Origin of the sequence: Xenorhabdus sp. KK7.4 (assembly GCF_963876465.1) — a bacterium.
Lineage (GTDB): Bacteria > Pseudomonadota > Gammaproteobacteria > Enterobacterales > Enterobacteriaceae > Xenorhabdus > Xenorhabdus stockiae.
This window is the reverse complement of the sequence record NZ_CAWNQF010000066.1, coordinates 1-20,183: the sequence shown is the minus strand read 5'-3', so window position 1 is coordinate 20,183 and position 20,183 is coordinate 1. Positions and strand designations below refer to the sequence as shown.

Genomic DNA, 20,183 nt, shown 5'->3' with positions numbered 1-20,183 from the left:
AACCTCAGAGTGAGCGAACACCGTGGGAGATCAAATGATCGGAGAGACTGGGGGCTGCGTGCAAAATCGCCCGCCCCATCGCCATCATCAACGCCACCGCACCGTCAATTTTGCTGTCTTTCTGCTCTTTAATCGGGCGCACAATATCATCATTACCGCCCATCGTTTTCCCGACCACATTGCCGATACACCACGACATAATCGGGTGACCGTCATGATGGAAACGCCCGGACTGGATAGCCGCTTCCAGCGCTTTCATCGGATCGCTCATATGCGTGAAATTCTGGGTAATGATGATGGGATTAATACCTTCATCCGCCAGTGCGTGAGATAAGCCGGTGGCCCCAAAGGGATCAATCGGTGCTTCATTAACCGGATTCCGGTGACAAGCGAGTTTGGCTTCTTCAAGAATGTAGCGGTAATCCACTTCGGCACCTTCCGTCACGGTCAGCAGATCCATTTCCACCCATTTCTGAAAACGCTCAGCACTGCGCCGATTTTCGTTCTGCTCCACACGGTAAACCGTGTCATACGGCACCCAGAACCGTGGCGCAATACTGTAAAAATGCTGTTTGCCGTCGATTTCACGTGAAAAAAGCCGCGCCATGCTGTTCATGTCCAGCTTGCGGGCAAGGTCAAAGGCCAGAAAACAGGGCTGTCCCTCGAACTGCGCCAGTGCCAGTGAGGTGTCTTCGCACTGTTTCCAGCTCACCATATTGAAGTAAGCCTCCCGCGCAGACACCCAGATATTCAGGTGCTTGGTCTTGAATACGCTGGCTAAACGCGGGTTATTTAGGGCGCGTTGTTGCTGGCTCAGCAGAAAATCAGCATAGACTGAGACCCCCATATTCGGGTTGGCCTTGCGTAATACGTCCGGTGAGGTCCAGTCATCCCCCTCATCCACGGTATAGATCACGCCGAACAGCTCTTCATTGGGCACATTGCCGGACAGCATTTCGATCACCTCGCGCCGCTTGTCATAACACGGGCCTTCAATGTTATAACCTGCCGTGGTGATCGCCCACATCAGCGGCTGTCGCCGTGCGCCCATTCCTGTGAGCATAGTGGTGTAGAGATCATCGGTATCATGCTCGTGGTACTCATCCACAATCGCACAACTGGGTGACTGCCCATCCCCGGGATTGCCGATCAGCGGCTCAAACCGGGCTCCGTCTGCCGGACGATTCATATTGGAAGCATTCACTTCAATGCCGAATGCCTCAATCAGCAAGGGCGTGCGCTTGCACATCAATCTCGCGGGACGGAACACTTCCCACGCCTGTTTCTCCGTGGTCGCGCCGGAATAAACCTCCGCGCCGAATTCGTCATCACAGGTAAAGCAATAGAGGGCAACGCCGGCTGAAATGGCGGATTTGCCATTTTTACGGGGAATTTCGGTATACACTTCCCGAAAGCGGCGTAACCGGCTGCCTTTATGCACCCAGCCAAAGGCTGAGCAGACAATAAATAACTGCCACGGCTCCAGTGTGATCGGCATCCGCTTAAACGCCCATTCACCCTTGGTGTGCGGCAGGAGCTGGATAAATTTCGCGGCACGTTCGGCCAGCGCTTTATCGAACCGATATTTGAATAGCGTGCTCTTTTCCTGATTCAGATTATCCAGATGCCGCTGACAGGCCTCTCTGACGTAACGACTTACGTCAATTTTGCCGCGCACCACATCACGGGCATATTGGTTCGCCGCATTGACATTCAGGTAAGATTTACGGCTCATGATGCAATCATCCTCATAAACGGATTGTCCGTTTTAGCCTGACCTGCCGCCCCAATCAGACGCTGACGGCTGCTCGGATCGAGTCCCAACATCGAGCCGGTGGTATCCATTTCAGCCTGTTGTTCTTTCTTGGCCGTCAGCTCCGGGTTTTTAATCGGTCCGCCGGTTGCACCAGTCACGGTATTGCCCTGCCGGGCGATATTCATCACAGCGTTGCGCCAGAACTGGTAAGCCACACACCAGCGTTCCAGTACCACAAGATCCGTGACACACAGTAATCCCTGTGCGCATAATTCCTTGCTGGTCAGCGCCCACATCACCCCGGCCAGCGACATTTCACCTTCGGCAAACCAATCCGGCGGTGAAACGCTCGTCAACGGGGTAAACGTCGGTTCATCCCGGTTCAGCTTGCGTTTGCCCGGATTGCCGGCCAGTGCCTTGCGTGCCGTCGGCTTGGGGCGACGACCTGACTTGCCCGCCGTTCCGGCCATACACCACACCTCCCGTGCTTAAAAACAGTGAAAAACGCGTGATTTAAATTTCATTTTTCGCGGGGATAAAAAAAGACCCACGGTAGCGGTCCTTGGGAGCGAGAGGGGCAGGGATTTGACCCACCCTCCCCCTATAACGATGGCATGAGTAATGGTTACAATCAGAAATTAATCTCTTCGTAATCGCTCGGTCGCGGTTTTCTGTCGATGACAGGCTTCACACAACAATTTCAGGTTGCTTAACGCATCGGTGCCACCGTGGGCTTTGGGTTGGATATGGTCAACAGTGATGCCTGTGACCACCAGCCCCTGCCGTAAGCAGTGCTGGCACAGAAAGTTATCCCGTTGTTTGACTCGCGTCTTTAGCTTATCCCATTGACTGCCATAGCCGCGTTCGTGTCGACTCCTGCCCTGTTGATGATATTGCCAGCCCGTGTGGATATGGTCAGTACAGTAGCCACGGCGATCCGTAGTGGTCTTTGGGCAACCTGACTTGCGGCAGGCGCGAGGAATGCGGGGTGGCATATTCTGGCCTCCATAAAACAGAAAACCACCCGAAGGTGGTTGTCATAACCCAATTGATTATATTGAATAAATTTCATCCCACCACTCGAGGAGTTCAGGAAGTTGAGACCAAAAGAAGTAACAAAGACAGAGTGCTATGATAACTATCACGCCGATATCTATCCAATCCTTAAATGAGTAATTTTTTGCCTTATCTTCCCCAATCAACTCGAGTAGCGCACACAATATTCCTAATGTTGCAATAGTAACCACTGGTAAAAAAGCAGAACAAAACAGGACATATAACCCTCTGAGCATAAAACAAATTCCCTTTGTTGATTAACCTTATTGGAGTTTCAGTCTACTTTGCGTGCATATTGCTGTCAGCTACTTTCCTCATTCAGCATATTTAACCAGTTTGATTTATATATCCCTGTCTTTTAACAGCTAAGGGCAGTCAAAGCTGATACGAAATCCCTGTACAACTTATTCAGGAAATGGGTAAAAACATTAGTTTTAATTTCAAGTGGTAATAAATCATTAAGTATTATTAATTTGCTGTAGGTGGAAAATGGTGTTATTGGTTATCTAAAATATGTTTTTGCGGAGGTTGTTATGCCTATAAATCCACTCGACTCATTCAGAACCGGGTACCCGCTTGTAAAAAACAAGCTAAAAGTGCTTCCTCTTAGCAATGAGAGTAATTTTCTCGCTGTATATTTCGACTATCTATGTCTCTGTGGATTTTTAAAGCAAGATAACCCTTTAACACCTACAACGTTGGTTGTTGAAACTGACAGTATTGCACAATTATGTTATCGCCCACACGTTACCATCATTAATGCGCGAGAAATACTAGCCTCATTAGGTTTCACTCAAGACCTTTCCTCATGTAATGGCGTGAAATTTGTATTGACTCGATATTCTGGCATTAAATCTATAGAGATTTATAAACGGCAAGTCCTCGGTAGCTGGTCTATGTATTAAACTTATTCTCAACTCACTGACACTGCGTTCTGATATATTCCTGCAAATAGCTTAATTTTGCCCGGTCGTTGATAATGCCTTCTCGGATATCAAGAACAGTTGATCCAGTTTCTCCAGTGAGTTCGACGGAGGTTGGAGTGCCCACGCTGCCGGAGGAAGTGGCCTCACGCACAGGACAGGTGGCTTGGATGCGCAGCTTGCGACGACCAGCGGCAACATCAGCCCGAAGAGTGTCAATTTCAGTCTTGGCATTGGCGAGTTCCTGAGTGTGTTTGCTATCCAGTTCATGCAGCATGTCAATATGCGTGCTCTGATAGTCGATAGTGTCAGTCAGTTGCTGAATTTCAGTTATCTGGTCGCTATTAATGCCGAGCTGTTTCTTATAACCAGAGCGGTATAAGAAAGCTGCGGCTGAAGCAATAATCAAGGCAATAACAACGCCAGAGGTAACATTAAACTTCATGATAAAAACATCTGGCGCTCAGATGCCCTGCGATTATCCAGCCCACGCATAACCTTGCCTGCTGTTTTATTCCAGCGGGAAAACTCGGCTCCTGCGCCGGTGTAATCGCCTTGATTGAGCCTTTTCAATAAAGTGGACCTCGAAAAGTTACCGCTACCACAATTGAAGATAAACGAACACAAAGCATCGAACTGGCCTTGATTCAGCGGAACTTTAACCCATTGCTTTAAGGTGGTGTAAATAGGTTGGAGATCATCACGCAGAAATGCTTCGGCCTGCTGTTCTGTAATCAGATCTCCTTTTTTCACCCCTTTTGTATGACCATAACCAATAGTCCATGGAATATTGCCTGTTGCGGGATCAGGGTAAGCTTTTAGTTTCAGGCCTTCATATTGTTTGATGCACTCCGTACCTTTATCGCTAATTTCCATTAGAAGAAACTCCCGTTCTTTTCTCTGCCGATTTACGCAACAATTGGCCGATAAAGTCCGTACCCAAATAACCTATTACCACACTGCCGATGTAGGCTAAATCAGGATTCAGACCAAACAGAGTTAATACATCACGAATGAACCAGGCGAACATGGCACACATAAAGGCATCGATAGAAACTTTTAGCCAGCCACTACCATTATAGCGGCCTCGGAGAAATGCCATTGTTCCGGCGAGGGTTGCACCGATACCTTGCTCTTTTATTGATATGAACCAGTCACCGAGATGTACCCAAATATCAGGATTATCTTTCATCTTCATATTCCTCGCCATTAGAACAATGGGTGTTAGTGGAATTAAATAGGTTGGCCCCTGCAAGTTGCAGTTAAATGAAAATGTCAACTAAAGTAATTGCGACAGCAAGGATGAAACCCCAGTAAATACTGGGGTAAAAAGAATTCCTCTAGTGGATTATTCATACCACTCACAATGGAAACGATATTTTTTTCCTGCCTGTTCTAGCAACTTACCGAATTCTGCTGTATCACCTTTCGCATAGCGAAGATGTGTTTCAACATTTGTTGAATTACTGCTTTTTTCTGTCAAAACTCCAAGGTTATACTTTTTACCATCTACAGTAATTATCAAAGTCTTATTGCTCAGTTCTGGAATTTGGCCCTTAAATTGTATTTTGATTGTATTAGCAGATGAAGTACTATATTGAGAACCATACCAATAAACACGGTAAGGATATCCATATGTTTTTGTTAGGTTGCTTTCAACAATGACTGGATCCTCGAAGCTCCACAGTGCACCCAAAACTGCTCCAGAGTGAGCTTTTGGTGTTGCATCAAAGACTAAATTATATTTAAGAGTCTTTGGTGTTTCTGGCTCCGGTTTTACTTCTGGTTCTGGTTTCGAATCAGGTGTTGGTTTTACCTTATCTTCAAAAAACTGCCAGTCACACGCCATCATATCTTCCTGCGTTGGCTGCCACGGCACAAAATTACCGTGTTCATTGCGCAGATCAATATGTGTCAAATAATCATATTGAGTCCCAACAGCAACGCCATCAACAGCATAAGCGCTATCTTTTTCCACGGCTAAATTATTTACACGTGGAGTGATAGCCAGATACATCTCATTATTCTCGTGGCAATTCACCCAAACAGAACGGGTAACGCGCTTGCGTAGTTTTAATTGAATCAAAGCCCAAGAAAAAGAACCCACTGGCGCAATAAAACAATCACACTGATATTGTTTTGGTTCAAAAGGGCATTCATGTTCAGGCTTAATAAATTCAGACATATTATTTCCTTATAGTTATAAATAATGGGAAGTTAAATTTAATATTTAATTTCCGCCTGCTGTTAAACAGGATGAATATATTAATAAATTCTTATGATTGAATATATCGGTTAGCCTTGTGTGGTCATTTTTACAATCCACTGGACCCAATTCATTTATTTATAAATAATTTGATTTCCTGCTCCGTCTTCTTAAACCGATCCTCTTCCAGCTCCACCCCCAACACACGACGATTGAGTTTTAACGCCGCTTTCAGTGTCGCCCCGGAACCCATAAAGAAATCGGCTACCAGTTCCCCTTCCCGGCTGCTGGACTGGATAATATGGGCCATTAAATCAGCCGGCTTTTCGCACGGGTGTTTGCCTGGATAATACTGTACCGGCGCAAAATGCCAGACATCGGTATAAGGCACGTCTGCCGTCACCGTGAACGAGCGGCGCATTAAACCGTATTCCTGCCGTAATTCGTCATACTGACGCGACAGGGTTAAATGAGACGCCACCAGCTCAGGATAAGGCGTATTCAGTTCACCGCGCTGATGCTTTTCTTTGGCGATACGGTCAAACAGTCCCTGCAACTTTTGGTAATCCGTTTCACTGGGTAACTGCCACTGGCTGTCGCTGAACCAGTGACTGGCCATCTGCTTTCCGGTGGCTTTGTGTATGGCTTTTGCTGTGATGCCTAACGCTTTTCGGGCATCCCGAAAATAATCCACCAGCGGTTTAAACACCGACTGTTTCAGTTCTCGGCATTGTTTGAAATAGCCATCGCCTTTCGGGTGGTATGGCCCTTGGTAATGTTCGGCAAAAATAATACGTTCTGTGGCCGGAAAATACATGCGCAGACTTTCTTTATGCTGCCTGCGCCACGGGCCGGATGGTTTCGCCCAGATAATCTGGCTCAGCACGTTAAACCGTTCCCGCACCAGCAATTCCGTATCCGAGGCCAGACGCGAACCACAAAACATGTACAGGCTGCCGTTCGGTTTCAGTATCCGCCAGAACTCAGCCAACAGTTCATCCAGCCACGCAAGGTAAGCCGTGACGTCTTCCCACTGGTTATCCCAGTGACAGTCTTTCACGCGAAAGTACGGCGGGTCCGTGGCAATTAAGTCGATACAGTTATCCGGCAGGGTTTTGATAAATTTCAGGGAGTCATCGTTGACTAAGGTGACAGGGCGTAAATCCATCCGCTTTTTTCCTCTCGACGCTGACTGTTCTCAGGAAAACGACAACACGAAAAGCCGGCATTCACCGGCTGCGCTTTCACGTTCTGGGAAATAACCCCATCAGGGAGAACGTTTGAAAAACGTGTCATCGTCCCGGCTTTCCATTAAACCCGCCAGACGAAATTGGGTTAACAATAGTTGGCAACGGGGTTCAGGCAGCCCCATTAATTTAGACACTTCAGAAACAGAAAACCACGTATGCAAAGGCACGGCATCTAAAACACAGGCGGCTGTTATTGTCATATCTTCATGTTTTAACATGATAAATTTAACCCTCCGGGCAGTTTTTATGCATGAACACACATGTAACTCTGACCAAAGACAACAGCAAGTCTTATGTTTATTTCAGGCGTAAAAAAACCTTGCACGGGGCAAGGATTAAGCTGCCGGGTATGAATAAGCCGGGTGACTTTGCTATCACGTTTATCACAATAGCACCGTTTTTACGATCGTAAAGCGTTATTTTTATCGGCAGTCATATTAGGGATATTGCACTAACGGGGTGTCTTTATCCATGTCCAGTGCGATATCCAGCATCATTAACATCCCGTCAATCACGCCTTCGGCCTTTTGTAATCGCTTCCCGATGTGCGTATCCGAACAATGATGATCATGGGCGAGTTGCATCAACGTTTTACCAAAGACGTAATAATCAAAGAGCAGATCATGCGCCTCACTCTGTTGCTGATTCAGTTTTGCCATGCAACTGGCGATAATCAGGGCATCATCATCACAACACTGTACGCGGGATTTCACCCGGTTCGGGATGAGTCCTTTGAAGCCTGCCGCAATGGAGGACCAGTAAACCCCGTCACGATTATCCGCCGCCCATGCCCCCCAACGTTCCATCACTAACTGAATATCACGCATTCATACCCTCCCCTGTGATCAAAGCGCCCTGTCGGCATAACGGCGTTGTTTTTGTTGGGTTTGTTGCGACCGGCGGCAAATTTCGGCTGCTGATATCTGATCGGTCGGCAGGTAATGACCGTGCCGGAATGCCTGATAAACCGTGCCGGTTTGCCCGTGGCGGTTCTTCTCCAGAATAATTTCCGCGTACGAGCTGGCGGGGCTGAGTGGGTTATACACCCCATCCCGATAGGTAAAAATGATGCGATCCGCATCCTGCTCCAGCGAGCCGGAATCACGTAAGTCAGCCGCTATCGGGCGACGCTGATGCAGGGGGCGTTTATCCACGTCCCTTGAGAGCTGGCTCAAGGCCGTGACCGGGGTATGCAGCCGTTTCGCCAGGCCTTTCAGTGCCTTCGATATTTCTGCCACCGCTAAGTCATGACGGTCAGCCCGGGGTTTTCTAATCAATCCAAGGTAGTCGACGAAAATGCCCTTTAAGTTCGGGTGACGACGCTTATGGGTTTCACTGATAGCGCAAATTTGTTCGACACTCAGATCGCTGGCATCCAGCACATGAATATCCCGGTCGATAAGCGAACCCAGCGCATTGCCAATACGCCCCCAGTCCTCATCATACAGTTCGCAGTTTCGGAGTTTAGACACCGGCATCGCCGCCGAACCTGCCACCATGCGCTCGGCAATTTGTTGCGCTGCCATTTCCATGGAAAACAACAACGCCCCGCCCCCGTCGCGGGTCATGCCTTCAATCATGCACAGGGCCAGTTCCGTTTTTCCCATGCCCGGGCGTCCGCCCAGTAAAATCAGGTCAGTCGGGTTAAATCCGCCGGTCAGTTCGTCCAGCGGCTCAATGCCTGTCAGGATCATGCCGGTCTTGCCCTGATTGCGCGCCTCCAGTGTTTCAACGTACCTGTCCAGTAAGGTACCGATGACCACGGGCTGTACGCTACTCTCGCTCTGGGATATCCCGTTAAACCGGGAGGCAAACGCCTCAACCAGTGCTTCCGCTTGCGTGTGATTGCCACAGGCCTGGATCTCTTGCTGGTAGCGGTTAATCAGATCAGTGACCTGACGTACCCGCCAGTAACGCATGACTTTTTCCGCATAGCCCTTTAAATTGGCCCGCCAGACCGGCGTTTTGGCTAATTCCAGCAAGTTAGCCAGAATACCGCGTTCTTCGCCCATCGCATCCGCAATGAAAAAGGGATCGATAATCGCACTGCTCAGGGCCTGCTTTTTGATTTCGCCGTACACCCGGCGCAGATGAACGGAACTGAACGCCTCATCCGGTAACACCGCTAATACGTCGTAGGCATCCGGGGTCGCCCCACCGGATAACAAGCCACTGATAACGGCCATTTCCAAATCATAGACATTCATGCGATTTCCCTCCGGTAGCTTTCCCAGTCAAAGGCCAGTACCGTGCCGCCCTGAAGCACTCGGTCCAGCGTCCGATCACCCAAAAACTGCGCCAGCTCAGTCACGGGCAAGTTACTGATCAGAATGGTGGGCAGCAGATCTTCATAGCGATTATTCAGCACCTCAAACAGAATATGACGTTCAGACTCCGTGCCGTACTGCACGCCGATTTCGTCAATCACCAGCAAATCCCGCTCGCTGTAAAATTTCAGGGTATCAAATTCACTCATCTCCCCTTAGCGGTTCCATGAGCGACGAAATGCCCGGATGATGCGCGATGCGGTGGTGATAAACACGGCTTCATCCCCGCCTGCGGCAATTTCCCGGCACAAAGCGATGGCAAGGTGGGTTTTCCCAGTTCCCTGACGCCCACACAGGATCATGCCTTCCCCTGCTCGCTTGCGTTCCGCCCACGTCTGGACGTAGCCCTGACAGGTTTTCAGATTGATTTCTGCCCTGCGATTCTGTGGCTGGTAGGTGGCAAAACTGGCCTGTGCAAAGCGGGGAACGATGTTCAATATTCCCGGTTCCGTTGTTTCCATCACGTCTGCTGCTCCTTAAAGATTTTTTGTCCAGCTCGCGCCGTGTGATTCATAACACTTGTGCTCAAATCCGCTATGGGTGTTGACTTGGGGCTGCCGACCGGATTTCTGCTTGTCAGGAAATAACCCTTGCCAGCTGTTGGCAATGGAGGTGCAAATTACCGCGTCAGGATTAGGACAGTCTGCCAGTTGCTTGGCCTGCTGGCGGCAACTGGTTTCGGTCAGGGGCTTCCTGATCTCCTGTCGGAACGTCACCCAATCCGCCCATATTTCGGCACTGACATTCTCGGGTTTGGCCGTCAGGGGATCGAATACGGATTTTTTTGCCTGTTTTTCCTGCCCAGCCCCTTGGGGTTTTATAGGTTCTTTGACTGGTTCCTTGACGGGTTCAAAAGAGTGACTGATTCTGGTGCCATCTGACGGCATAGGGGGTCTGCCATTGGGCGGCACAGGGGTGTCAGCAAATGGCATAGGGCTGCCAACCGGTGGCACAGGGGGTATGCTTTTGGGTGACACAGGGCCAGCGGATAAATTCAGGTAATAAACATTCGAGGCATTCCCTTTCCCGTTGTGATTACCCAGCCGGTTTTCCTTGGTCAGCAAACCCATCTTAATCAGGGCACCAATGTGACTTCGCACGGCGCTTTTGCTGCATTCACAGTGATCTGCAATATGCTGATACGAGGGCCAGCACTCCCCTTTGTCGTTTGCATTATCGGCCAGTTTAATCAGCACCAGTTTCCTCAGGGGATTGCCCACCCGGATACTCATTGCCTTCGCCATCAGACTCATACTCATGCCATTTCTCCCTGTTATCGATCCGCCACCAGCGGGAATTGGAAATTTATTGCGGGGTTTTCGCTTCAGGCGGCGGGAAAACGGTAGGCAGATCAGGACGCAATTCATGCGCCTGAACCGCCCCGTTTGAAAACACCACAATAGCGGGGACCCGTGATACCGAAACCCGTTTTTTTCCGTACAACCATGCACTGACGAGCGATTGCGCACACCCCAGTACCTGAGCCAATTTGGCCTGACTGCCTGCGATATCTATCACTTTTTTTATTACACTGTTTTTCATTCTTCCCTTTCTCCAACACCACGGCAATAGCAGTATCACTAAAGGTCAATATAAATCACTATTGGAGTGCTTGTAAAGATATCACTCTAGAGATAGAATAAGAAAAAAATGTTCCAAGACAGCGGTTCTTGGGTTTATCCCCGGTATTCGACGTAAATGCGGGAACCACTCATGAGGCACTTATGACTCTTGCTGATAGATTAAAAGAAGCTATGGCAGATAAGGGGCTAACCCAATCTGCGCTGGCAAAAAAAGCCGGCATGGCGCAATCCATGATATGGAAATTACTTTCCGGGAACGCAACCAAAACAGGCCGGCTCGTTGATTTAGCCAAGGCGCTTGACGTTCGCCCAGAGTGGCTGAGTGATGGCAGTGGTCATAAATCACAGTCCGGTGATACTGATTTTTCTGTCAGGCATGACAACCGTTATGCACCGGTAAAAATTTATGAAGCAGAACAAGAAACCCCGGAGTGCTTCATGGTGCCGGCCTTTTCTGAACAGCAAACCGCCTTTGAATCCTGTCGTGCTTATCGCATCACCCAAAATACCGGCTGTGCTGAAGCGCCGGAAGGGACGGTGATCGTGGTAGATACACAGGAAGAGATCGCCAATGATGATTTAGTCTATGTACGCATCGGAGAACACTATTCCGTTTATCGTTATAAACAAGGGGGAGCGCTCAGCTTTTTATCTGTGGATGACTCACGTATCCCCTTGATAACCCTTTCTCCCGACATGGAAATCGTCGGTGTGATTGTGTATTTATTTCGTCACATGAAGCGAAAACGATAACCTTCCTCTCCCGACTTTAAACACCACCAACCCCTGCCTCTATCTTCAATAAGATACTGTTTTTAATGCAGTATCTTCCTTTTCACTGAAATAATAATCCCCATCAAGATCTAAAATCATTCAAATAATATCAAATTAAAATTATTAGATATCAATAAGATAATTAAAAAATTTGCTTTATATCACTTTAGGTATGGATTCAATGAAATTTAAGTGATAATGTTAGTGGCATCAAAGTGATAGGAATAATCACTACCCTAATAAGCGAGAGGATTTATGCGTACCTTCATTTCTGCCATCATCAAAAAACCGGCAACACAACAAAAAAAGGCTATCAACATTAAAGGCATTGTTGCCAATATCGCACAAAAAAACAGCCTGCATGCAGAAACAACACATATCACCTTTTTGGCAGATCAATATCGTCAGGGCAAAACCCAGCATCACGACATGGATATAAAGAATAACGATGAATTTAAACATCATATTTTAGCGACGTATCGGGTCAGCCCAAAACATACCGAGCCTGTGCCTTACTATCATTTAGAACTGATTGTCGATTACGGTTATGCACTCTATCAGCGGCGAGGACGGTATATGAATTTAGTGGATATATTGCCTTTTACTCAATTTTCAGCCCCGGAAATAAAAACTACCCTCATTGATAATTAACACATTCATGAATGCAAGGAAAATAACAGCAATGGATTGCCTGAAATAAAAATAAACGACTTAATCATGAAATTAAGCGCTTAATTTGTGCAGGTTTATTGTATGCAAAATGTGTAAATTATTCGGAGAAAAATAAAATGAGGCTCGTTGCTAATTATAAGAATAAGAAAAAAGCCAGTCTTACCAGAAAGCAGGCGGCTGACTTTATCGGCATTAATGTCGATACATTATCCCATTGGTGCGCTATAGGTAAAATAGCCTACAACAAGAAAGATCCCGCCAGACCCCGATCCCCTTATTTATTTACATACGCGGCATGTATTGCAGCCCTTAACAATTCGATCCAAACTGTGCCTGTGAGCACGGTAGATGTGGCAGAAAAAGGAGATAAAAAATGTCAATCTTCCGTAGAGGAAATACATGGTACGGGAACTACACGACACCAAGCGGCAAAAGAATTAAGGAATCGCTTGGAACAACGGACAAGAGGCAAGCTCAGGAATTGCACGATCGAAGAAAGGCCGAATTATGGCGCATAGAACGGCTGGGTGATTTTCCTGATGTGACGTTTGATGAAGCCTGTTTACGTTGGATTGAGGAAAAGGCCGATAAAAAATCACTGGATGATGATAAAGGGCGTATGGCGTTCTGGCTGGAATACTTCAGCGGAGTGAGATTAAAAGATATTACCGAAGCCAGCATTTACACGGCGGTTAGCAAGATGAAAAACCGCAAGGCCAAGGAGCGCTGGGAAAGTCAGGTTCAGGCAGCCAAGAAAAAAGGACACGAGATCCCAGCCTATAAAGAAGTCTCAGTATCGGTAGCGACCAAGGCAAAGCACTTAGCTTTGATTAAGGCTCTATTAAGAGCCGCCGAAAGAGATTGGAAATGGTTAGAGAAAGCCCCTGTGATTAAAGTCCCAACCGTCAGAGAAAAACGAGTCAGATGGTTGGAGCCTCATGAAGCGCAGAGATTAGTTGATGAATGTCCCGAACCACTCCAGTCAGTCGTTAAGTTTGCGCTGGCTACAGGGTTGAGACGCTCAAATATTATTAATCTGGAGTGGTCACAAATTGATATGCAAAGACAGGTTGCATGGATACACCCAGATCAAAGCAAATCATCCAGGGCTATAGGGATAGCCCTAAATGAAACAGCTTGCAGGGTGTTACGGGATCAGATAGGAAGCCATAACAGATGGGTTTTCGTTCATACGAAATCATCAATCAGTCCAAACGGAATGGCACTGCCTAATGTGAGAAAGATGCGTGTTGATGATAATACAGCATGGAATGCAGCGTTAAGACGAGCAGGAATCGAAGATTTTCGTTTTCATGATTTGAGACACACTTGGGCTAGCTGGTTAGTACAATCAGGTGTTCCATTATCAATTTTGCAGGAAATGGGCGGCTGGGAGTCAATCGAAATGGTTAGAAGATATGCACACTTAGCACCGAATCATCTGACCGAACATGCGCGACAAATTGACCTGCTTTTTGGCGGAGGTGTCCCAAATTCGTCCCAATCAGGAAAAATAGCGGTTAAAAAATAGAGGTAAGTCCCTACAGGATTCGATAAAAATAATCATATTATTGTTTTTAAATGATTTTATTTAGTTCAATTTTCTATCATACCCCCTGTAATACCCCCATATTATTTTGCCTCTGCTTGCATGTTTGTTTTCTGAACGATACTGTTGATAATGAGTTTTCATTGCAAAAATATCATCAATAAAAATAAATATTACTGAAAATGCAATAATAATCTCAATATAATCTATACCTCTCTCAATACTCAAAAATTAATACAATTGCTAACAAAATCATTAAATTCCAGAAATACTCTAATACTATGAGATAAAAAATAACTCTCTGATTTAATTATTTATATTTAATATAACATGCAATTTCCGGAAAAGTATTTAAATCCACCATTTCAGTATTATAGAATTTTGAAAAAATAAATTTCACTAATTATTACCTTGTCTTTAAAAAATCACTTAAAATCAGAAATAAAACTTAACAGAATACTCTTGTTTATTAACCTGCTGGCAATCTATATTATCACGGCTCCATAACTTATGTGACTTACAATTATAAAAAATTCATTCTAAAACACCACTAGATTAATAACAAAAAATAGGGGCTTACCTCCTAAAATTTAAGTAGCTCAACCTTAAAAATAAAAGTTAGCTACTATATTTATTTTATTAATTTTTAACACTCATATTACAGTAAGGATGAGTTAGCTGGCAGTTTTCATTATTACCTTTTCCTCCATCTTGAACTCGGGTAATATGATCATATGAAATAGATTTTTCAGCATCTAAATACCCATCACAAATCGCACATTTCATTGCTGATTTTAGAGCTGATGAAATAAACACTTGACTTTTGCTATCATCATTAAAACCTTTTTGCCCAGTATAGGATATTCCAGCTATCACTTTACTCTTCAGACCAGATTCCTTAATAAGCATTTCATCTGTGATCCCCTCATTATTTATTAACCTTTTTATTACAAACTCTAATAAATCACAATACTTAGGAACTCGTTTATTACTAACATGTTTTTGCAAAATTGTTGCTATTAAATCTTTATCATTAATTAAAATACTTTCAAGCTTAGCTCTTATTTTAGTGAATTTATTAAAAAATTCCTTATCATTATTTCTTAATTTTCTAGCTATTAATTCAACAGTTCCCATAAACATTGGACCTGAATGTCTTCCTGTTGGTCCATAAAAATATACTGCGGGATGTAAACCTAAACTTCCATTATCATTACCAGTTATTCGGTTGGCCAATTTAGTTGCTTTTTTAAGCACTTCAACAGTTAAATGTCCATCTTGATCATCATCTTGATCATAGATACTTTTAGGATTTCCCTTTATGTCTCTGTTAGCAATAAGAATAAAGCTAATCAATAGCTCTAATGCAACTCGAACTCCTCGAGAACCACCTAATGGTAAGTCGAGAGTTTTCACTGGCCTTTTTAAATTAGGATCAAATAACGTAGCATGCAATTCTGAAGCAGCTTTCTCTATTTTTATAGAGTTTTCATCGCTAAATGCAGACCAATATTTATGCCCTTTTCCTGCCCTAATCACAGCCCTAGCAGCTATTGACGTAGGTTTTTTTCTACTTTTTAGTAAGAGTTCTTCAACATTGTCAAGAGGAGTCCCCTTCATGTTTATGTTAAAAAAAGATGTCTCCGCTTTATCAACATCACCTTTAACCCATTGAATAGGTAGTCCTCTCGTTAAGATAGTTGTTATTTTTGCTCTATCTTGATCTGACAAATCTTCATCATTTTTTTGTTTATGAAAATTAACCCAGCTACCAATTTTAGAATTAACTAATTTTCTTGTTTTTTCAGCTATGGCACGCTGCTCATCAGAGATTTTGCCATCAAAATATTTTAAAGACGTTATTTTATCACCATAATCATCCTCAACCCAAGCTCGCAATACACTTAGCCTATGTCCACCATCAATTACGAATAAATATGAACTAGACTTCCATAAAATTACAGATGGGATTAAATCACCAGACACAAAGCTTTCTAGTAAAGACACTACCTGGTCTGGAGACCAGTGATTAGTTTCACGTTGAAAATCTGGCTTTCTAAGAATAGTAATAAAATCACTTAAATCCCTAACAGAGATATTATGAATAGTATCAAAAGTTGTATCGTTATCTGATTTTGATGCAAAATCTGCACGTTTTATCATAGCATCTAAATTTACAAGATTAGCTTTGCTAGCCATAATTTATAACCACTCTCTCAAATGTATTTTCAACAATATTAGCAAATAATAAAATAATTAGCGTGAGCTAATAAGCATAAAAATCACTCTCTAAGTAAAATGCGCTATACCTTACCCACTCGAAAAAATTTCAAATAGAAACTAGTGAGAAACCTAATCAACCACATATACTCTATGTATTTAAAAATGTGTTGCAGAGCAAAAGAATAAATCCCTTGGAGTATAGATCACTATGCTACTGATAGTAAGCAAAAGAAAGTAACCCCAAATAGCCATTTTCAGATACAAAGGGTATAGTCACGAAGAATATCTTTGTTACATCAGTATCCTAATCGATGCCCTCTAGTAATTATTATTCATCAAAATTGACAGATTAGGCAAAAACAACAAATTAAGAATATTTTTTACTTTAAAAAATCAGGGAGTGCGATTTAAACCTCCATATAAAAATCAGCATCACATTTTAATTTTAAATCAAAATAAATATATCTAAAATTATGATTAAAGTAATATCGTCAATAACAACATCACTAAGAAGAATTAATCATGAAATATTTATATACGCCTATGATTCATATAATAAAAAAATAACCATGAGCATAAAATCAACAGCTATAAATATTATTTTTCCTCATGGTTTATTTTATTGAGAAACTATTGAATGGAAACTTTACGGGCTACCCGTTCAATAAGCTGACCATTCATATCAAAATACCGACTAGGCCAGATTTCCGAAGGATGGATTCCAAGATAATTCGCAATTATCCATTCGCCTTTAGGCCACGGCCTACTGAATGCATTGGCTAATGTTGATGAACTGAGTCCCGCTTCACGAGAAACAGCCGCTAAGGTTGTACCCCGTTTACGTAATGCAGCAATTATATCGGCTTGGTGCCAATCATTTCTAATGTCGTTATTCATTCCTGTTATCCCTTCCATTAATTAATATTTATGGTGGCGATTCAGACAGGGTTCGCGGACCGGAGATCAACCATTCCGGCAAGGCAATGCCTTCCCTGCCTGAACCACCATTGAAAAGGCGATAACAGGCACACTGGTAGAAATTTCCTACCAGTGGGTTGATCATTCAAGGCCGCGACGCCTTGACCATTAGATTTTGCTAATGGCGGGAATACTTTAACTGATTGTTTTAGCTTACTCAATAACTGAACGACTAAGTTTAACGGCTATAAACCCGCTCAACATAACGCCCGCGACCATCACCATGACCTAAATCCATTGAAACCAATGCTCGTGCTTCCTGACGACTAAAACCATTTTGTTGGTAAAACACCAGAGCATCCTGTGCCCACGCATAGCGCAAACTGTGGGGAGAATGGCGACCTGTTAAACCTATTTTTGTGGTATGTGTCCGCCAGTAATTCATGGCCTGCTTGAGATCTGGTTTATCAATCAACCTGCCACCTTGTTGTTCTGCAATAGCAATGGCTTGCTCGACAGCCTCTTTTACCGCTGTAACATCCAATACACGGGTTTGTCTTGGTCGGCCACCTTTTGTACCGAAGACAATATGTAGTTTCGGCTCTGATTGTTCCAATTGTTTGCACCAGCTTTTCAGTGAAGTACTGCATTGTACTGCTTCCTGAGAACGTAATCCCAGCAAGCGGGCGAGTTTCAATGTGACGGCAAATCCGGCATCACGTTCAAGCGCCTTCTGATAAACAACCTGAAATGTAGCATTAGGAATCGCCTGTTTCGTTCCGGCGCGGCTGGTTCCACTTAATCCCAATGCCTGGTTACTCAAACGCGGCGAGGTTTCCAGTTTTTCTCTGCCTGCCATGCGGAAGATATTACGTAGTGCGGACATCTCATTCTGCACTGTTCGTTTTGCAATCCCCTGAGATAGACGGGCATCAACGTAATGTTCCACATGTTTGGCTTTCAAATGACTGAGATTTTTAACCTGAATATTCAGGCTCAACAACAACGCGCCCAAACGCCCTGCAATCCGAATACGATCATGACAAGTTTTATGACTACCGCCACCTTGCCGGGCAAAAAACTTTAATTCTTTAATCAATCGACTCATCTCATTTTCCCTATTGATACCTAACGATATGCGATCTCTGGCGCGCGTCAGTGCGGCAAAACAAAAAGTATCTGCCTTGCCCTTGACGGATATCTGTGCGCCAGAGTGAACACAGGTTGAGGTATTGCGGGGTATCGGTTGAGTACGCTGTACTGCCGCCTGCATAAACAGGTCATCCCCACTGGCAAAAAGCCAGCCTCGATATCGTCAAGTTCTCCTTTTTCAATCTAAAAATGCAGTGTCAGATTCACTGTGTGGTTAAGCAGGCCTGAGCCTGTAATGGTTGTGTGGTTCTTTGGCTGCGGCGTCACTTTCAGCGATAAACCAGCCAAAAGTGACGCCTTAAATTCAGCAAATAGTCAGCAAAAGTCGTGCGGGCGTTGAAATGCCGATAGGCATAGCAAAACGGTGCAAGACTCGATGTCAAACGGTAGCGATGGGTTAATTATTTGTGTGTAGAAAATCTGTCCGCTGAATCATTCAAGCAGAGACAGTAAAAATATGAACCAAACGCGTGAAATCCACGCGGTGTTTATGACATGAAATAGGATCAAAACATCGCTCATAAGGCCAAAGCCAAACGGAGGCAGAGTCTGATGTTGGTATGAAAAATAAGTGCATGACCCAATGTTCAATACAATTGGGTGACAAGATAAAAACACCTTTCTGAGGTCTTTTTTAGTTTAAGAGACTTTCATCGTCAAACAAGGGGTTTATGTTTGACAATATCTGCTTCCAAAAGTGCGCAGATGTACCGCAATTTTGCTCTCCCTTTCAGGCTACAGGAGTTTTTTGCCATTACAGCTAAGTAACCATCTGTGATGGTGAGTAGTCGGTTCAGATTAGCGATTTTTTTGAATTGCGACAAGAGAAATTTTTGACATTAAAAAGGTATCGATAGACTATTATCTCTAAAATTTATAGCGACTCATATTTTTAAATGGAAAAATAGTGAGTCGCTAAATATAAAGGATAAATCAAAACTCAATCATGACTATATATGTTAATCGTTTCCTCATCTAAGAAACAAGTCACTCGGTCATATGAAGATAAATTCTTTTTTTGTTCGATGAGTATTTTTTTATAAAAATTGGATTGTAAAAAATTTTATTTATCAAAAAGCCACATAAATCGCGTTCTTTTGAGAAACAGTCTAAGAAATTATTAATTTCATCCATATCAAAATAAAGAATATAGCAAACATAATTTTGTAATAAAAAATCGACAAAGATATTTTCTCTATTAGTGTTCAATAAACATTCTTTAAACTCATCATAAAACATTATTTTATCTTGATTGTAAATTTTAATAAGGTTATCAAAATTATTAATGACATCAATCATTCCATTATCGTTATATTCACTTGGGAAATTAAACCCAATAAACATCCCCGCCGCAAGCAGCGGGGTATTCCGATATGAAATCACCCGCTTCGCATCGTTCAACTCTTATTTGCTCGTCGCAAGCGACGGGGAATTAAACCCTGAGAGATTAAATTTCCCTTCAACATTACCCAACAATAAAGCAGTTAATTTTTTACAACTTATTAGCTCATTAATTGTAATTGGGATTTTGCTTTTATACTCTTCATAATTATTAACAAAGAAGTCATAATAAGCATCAAGATAATCTTTAACCAACACTCCACTTTTGATATGAAAAACATCACCATTTCTAATTGAGAACGCATATAAGGTTTCATAGTTAACAGGATGTGAATACAAAAATGAAATAAGTATCCCCGGCATAGCCGGGGGTTTTTCATATGCGCCTATAAGGCTCTCTTACCTGCCGCGCCCTAACAGGCGCATCGCAATCTGACATTTGCATTCTAGTGA

At 44.0% G+C, this 20,183-nt stretch carries 21 protein-coding genes and 1 pseudogene; 3 read left to right on the top strand and 19 right to left on the bottom strand.

The features are described from left to right. Window positions 1-4: 4 nt before the first annotated feature. From AACS90_RS07670 to AACS90_RS07605, 14 genes and pseudogenes are all read right to left on the bottom strand, one after another. On the bottom strand, window positions 5-1,735 hold the full coding sequence (locus AACS90_RS07670; RefSeq protein ID WP_099122385.1) for a terminase large subunit: 1,731 nt from the start codon (window positions 1,733-1,735) through the stop codon (window positions 5-7). Beyond that, the gene (locus AACS90_RS07665) at window positions 1,732-2,226 is read right to left on the bottom strand and encodes a phage terminase small subunit P27 family (protein ID WP_153043672.1); all 495 of its coding nucleotides are present in this window, start codon (window positions 2,224-2,226) and stop codon (window positions 1,732-1,734) included. The genes AACS90_RS07670 and AACS90_RS07665 overlap by 4 nt, the downstream gene beginning before the upstream one ends. A gap of 168 nt (window positions 2,227-2,394) precedes the next feature. Further along, complete coding sequence (locus AACS90_RS07660) at window positions 2,395-2,751, bottom strand: HNH endonuclease (protein WP_099122383.1); 357 nt, start codon at window positions 2,749-2,751, stop codon at window positions 2,395-2,397. A 979-nt stretch (window positions 2,752-3,730) separates the two neighbouring features. Further along, window positions 3,731-4,180 carry a lysis protein gene (locus AACS90_RS07655; protein ID WP_099122380.1) on the bottom strand — a complete coding sequence of 150 codons (450 nt, stop codon included), beginning with the start codon at window positions 4,178-4,180 and terminating at the stop codon, window positions 3,731-3,733. Next, window positions 4,177-4,611 (bottom strand): lysozyme, encoded by a 435-nt coding sequence (locus tag AACS90_RS07650; protein WP_099122379.1) that lies wholly within the window; start codon window positions 4,609-4,611, stop codon window positions 4,177-4,179. The genes AACS90_RS07655 and AACS90_RS07650 overlap by 4 nt, the downstream gene beginning before the upstream one ends. Further along, window positions 4,601-4,933, bottom strand: a complete 333-nt coding sequence (locus tag AACS90_RS07645; RefSeq protein WP_099122378.1) for a phage holin, lambda family — start codon at window positions 4,931-4,933, stop codon at window positions 4,601-4,603. Before AACS90_RS07645 ends, AACS90_RS07650 begins: the two co-directional genes overlap by 11 nt. A gap of 150 nt (window positions 4,934-5,083) precedes the next feature. Next, complete coding sequence (locus AACS90_RS07640) at window positions 5,084-5,920, bottom strand: DUF2829 domain-containing protein (protein ID WP_099122377.1); 837 nt, start codon at window positions 5,918-5,920, stop codon at window positions 5,084-5,086. A gap of 151 nt (window positions 5,921-6,071) precedes the next feature. After that, on the bottom strand, window positions 6,072-7,109 hold the full coding sequence (locus AACS90_RS07635) for a DNA-methyltransferase (protein ID WP_099122376.1): 1,038 nt from the start codon (window positions 7,107-7,109) through the stop codon (window positions 6,072-6,074). Window positions 7,110-7,208: 99 nt separating this feature from the next. Then, a complete protein-coding gene (locus AACS90_RS07630) occupies window positions 7,209-7,409 on the bottom strand; it encodes a hypothetical protein (protein ID WP_069318274.1) in 201 nt (66 codons plus the stop codon). Window positions 7,410-7,628: 219 nt separating this feature from the next. Further along, a complete protein-coding gene (locus AACS90_RS07625) occupies window positions 7,629-8,018 on the bottom strand; it encodes an antiterminator Q family protein (protein WP_099122375.1) in 390 nt (129 codons plus the stop codon). 18 nt (window positions 8,019-8,036) lie between these two features. Further along, window positions 8,037-9,398, bottom strand: coding sequence for a replicative DNA helicase (locus AACS90_RS07620; RefSeq protein ID WP_099122374.1), 1,362 nt, complete (start codon window positions 9,396-9,398; stop codon window positions 8,037-8,039). Next, window positions 9,395-9,820, bottom strand: a pseudogene (locus tag AACS90_RS07615) (ATP-binding protein). The gene AACS90_RS07620 and the pseudogene AACS90_RS07615 overlap by 4 nt, the downstream one beginning before the upstream one ends. 174 nt (window positions 9,821-9,994) lie before the next feature. After that, complete coding sequence (locus AACS90_RS07610; RefSeq protein ID WP_099122373.1) at window positions 9,995-10,777, bottom strand: helix-turn-helix domain-containing protein; 783 nt, start codon at window positions 10,775-10,777, stop codon at window positions 9,995-9,997. A gap of 46 nt (window positions 10,778-10,823) precedes the next feature. Further along, entirely contained in the window at window positions 10,824-11,060 is a 237-nt protein-coding gene (locus AACS90_RS07605) for a transcriptional regulator (protein WP_099122372.1), read from the bottom strand. Between the two features lie 182 nt (window positions 11,061-11,242). Here AACS90_RS07605 and AACS90_RS07600 point away from each other — a divergent pair, with 182 nt between their 5' ends. The 3 genes from AACS90_RS07600 (at window position 11,243) to AACS90_RS07590 (ending at window position 14,078) form a co-directional block, all read left to right on the top strand. Then, window positions 11,243-11,854 carry an XRE family transcriptional regulator gene (locus AACS90_RS07600; protein ID WP_099122371.1) on the top strand — a complete coding sequence of 204 codons (612 nt, stop codon included), beginning with the start codon at window positions 11,243-11,245 and terminating at the stop codon, window positions 11,852-11,854. 276 nt (window positions 11,855-12,130) lie between these two features. Then, window positions 12,131-12,526, top strand: a complete 396-nt coding sequence (locus tag AACS90_RS07595; protein ID WP_099122370.1) for a hypothetical protein — start codon at window positions 12,131-12,133, stop codon at window positions 12,524-12,526. A gap of 394 nt (window positions 12,527-12,920) precedes the next feature. Beyond that, on the top strand, window positions 12,921-14,078 hold the full coding sequence (locus AACS90_RS07590; RefSeq protein ID WP_099122369.1) for a tyrosine-type recombinase/integrase: 1,158 nt from the start codon (window positions 12,921-12,923) through the stop codon (window positions 14,076-14,078). Window positions 14,079-14,735: 657 nt separating this feature from the next. Here the strand turns inward: AACS90_RS07590 and AACS90_RS07585 are convergent. The 5 genes from AACS90_RS07585 to AACS90_RS07565 form a co-directional block, all read right to left on the bottom strand. Next, window positions 14,736-16,295: a GmrSD restriction endonuclease domain-containing protein gene (locus AACS90_RS07585; RefSeq protein ID WP_099122368.1), complete on the bottom strand. Its 1,560-nt coding sequence runs from the start codon at window positions 16,293-16,295 to the stop codon at window positions 14,736-14,738. Window positions 16,296-16,949: 654 nt separating this feature from the next. Continuing rightward, entirely contained in the window at window positions 16,950-17,216 is a 267-nt protein-coding gene (locus tag AACS90_RS07580) for a helix-turn-helix domain-containing protein (protein WP_099122367.1), read from the bottom strand. 28 nt (window positions 17,217-17,244) lie between these two features. Next, window positions 17,245-17,382 carry a hypothetical protein gene (locus tag AACS90_RS07575; protein WP_193757219.1) on the bottom strand — a complete coding sequence of 46 codons (138 nt, stop codon included), beginning with the start codon at window positions 17,380-17,382 and terminating at the stop codon, window positions 17,245-17,247. Window positions 17,383-17,475: 93 nt separating this feature from the next. After that, window positions 17,476-18,345, bottom strand: a complete 870-nt coding sequence (locus AACS90_RS07570; RefSeq protein WP_099122451.1) for an integrase domain-containing protein — start codon at window positions 18,343-18,345, stop codon at window positions 17,476-17,478. A gap of 1,031 nt (window positions 18,346-19,376) precedes the next feature. Further along, window positions 19,377-19,790, bottom strand: a complete 414-nt coding sequence (locus tag AACS90_RS07565; RefSeq protein ID WP_153043671.1) for a hypothetical protein — start codon at window positions 19,788-19,790, stop codon at window positions 19,377-19,379. Window positions 19,791-20,183 lie beyond the last annotated feature (393 nt).

Coding starts and splice junctions, on each gene's coding strand:
- AACS90_RS07630 (WP_069318274.1), bottom strand. CDS start 7,409: ATGTTAAAACATGAAGATATGACAATAACAGCCGCCTGTGTTTTAGAT.
- AACS90_RS07600 (WP_099122371.1), top strand. CDS start 11,243: ATGACTCTTGCTGATAGATTAAAAGAAGCTATGGCAGATAAGGGGCTA.
- AACS90_RS07665 (WP_153043672.1), bottom strand. CDS start 2,226: ATGGCCGGAACGGCGGGCAAGTCAGGTCGTCGCCCCAAGCCGACGGCA.
- AACS90_RS07585 (WP_099122368.1), bottom strand. CDS start 16,295: ATGGCTAGCAAAGCTAATCTTGTAAATTTAGATGCTATGATAAAACGT.
- AACS90_RS07670 (WP_099122385.1), bottom strand. CDS start 1,735: ATGAGCCGTAAATCTTACCTGAATGTCAATGCGGCGAACCAATATGCC.
- AACS90_RS07580 (WP_099122367.1), bottom strand. CDS start 17,216: ATGAATAACGACATTAGAAATGATTGGCACCAAGCCGATATAATTGCT.
- AACS90_RS07625 (WP_099122375.1), bottom strand. CDS start 8,018: ATGCGTGATATTCAGTTAGTGATGGAACGTTGGGGGGCATGGGCGGCG.
- AACS90_RS07635 (WP_099122376.1), bottom strand. CDS start 7,109: ATGGATTTACGCCCTGTCACCTTAGTCAACGATGACTCCCTGAAATTT.
- AACS90_RS07570 (WP_099122451.1), bottom strand. CDS start 18,345: ATGAGTCGATTGATTAAAGAATTAAAGTTTTTTGCCCGGCAAGGTGGC.
- AACS90_RS07620 (WP_099122374.1), bottom strand. CDS start 9,398: ATGAATGTCTATGATTTGGAAATGGCCGTTATCAGTGGCTTGTTATCC.
- AACS90_RS07595 (WP_099122370.1), top strand. CDS start 12,131: ATGCGTACCTTCATTTCTGCCATCATCAAAAAACCGGCAACACAACAA.
- AACS90_RS07640 (WP_099122377.1), bottom strand. CDS start 5,920: ATGTCTGAATTTATTAAGCCTGAACATGAATGCCCTTTTGAACCAAAA.
- AACS90_RS07660 (WP_099122383.1), bottom strand. CDS start 2,751: ATGCCACCCCGCATTCCTCGCGCCTGCCGCAAGTCAGGTTGCCCAAAG.
- AACS90_RS07645 (WP_099122378.1), bottom strand. CDS start 4,933: ATGAAGATGAAAGATAATCCTGATATTTGGGTACATCTCGGTGACTGG.
- AACS90_RS07650 (WP_099122379.1), bottom strand. CDS start 4,611: ATGGAAATTAGCGATAAAGGTACGGAGTGCATCAAACAATATGAAGGC.
- AACS90_RS07655 (WP_099122380.1), bottom strand. CDS start 4,180: ATGAAGTTTAATGTTACCTCTGGCGTTGTTATTGCCTTGATTATTGCT.
- AACS90_RS07590 (WP_099122369.1), top strand. CDS start 12,921: ATGTCAATCTTCCGTAGAGGAAATACATGGTACGGGAACTACACGACA.
- AACS90_RS07610 (WP_099122373.1), bottom strand. CDS start 10,777: ATGAGTATGAGTCTGATGGCGAAGGCAATGAGTATCCGGGTGGGCAAT.
- AACS90_RS07605 (WP_099122372.1), bottom strand. CDS start 11,060: ATGAAAAACAGTGTAATAAAAAAAGTGATAGATATCGCAGGCAGTCAG.
- AACS90_RS07575 (WP_193757219.1), bottom strand. CDS start 17,382: ATGATCAACCCACTGGTAGGAAATTTCTACCAGTGTGCCTGTTATCGC.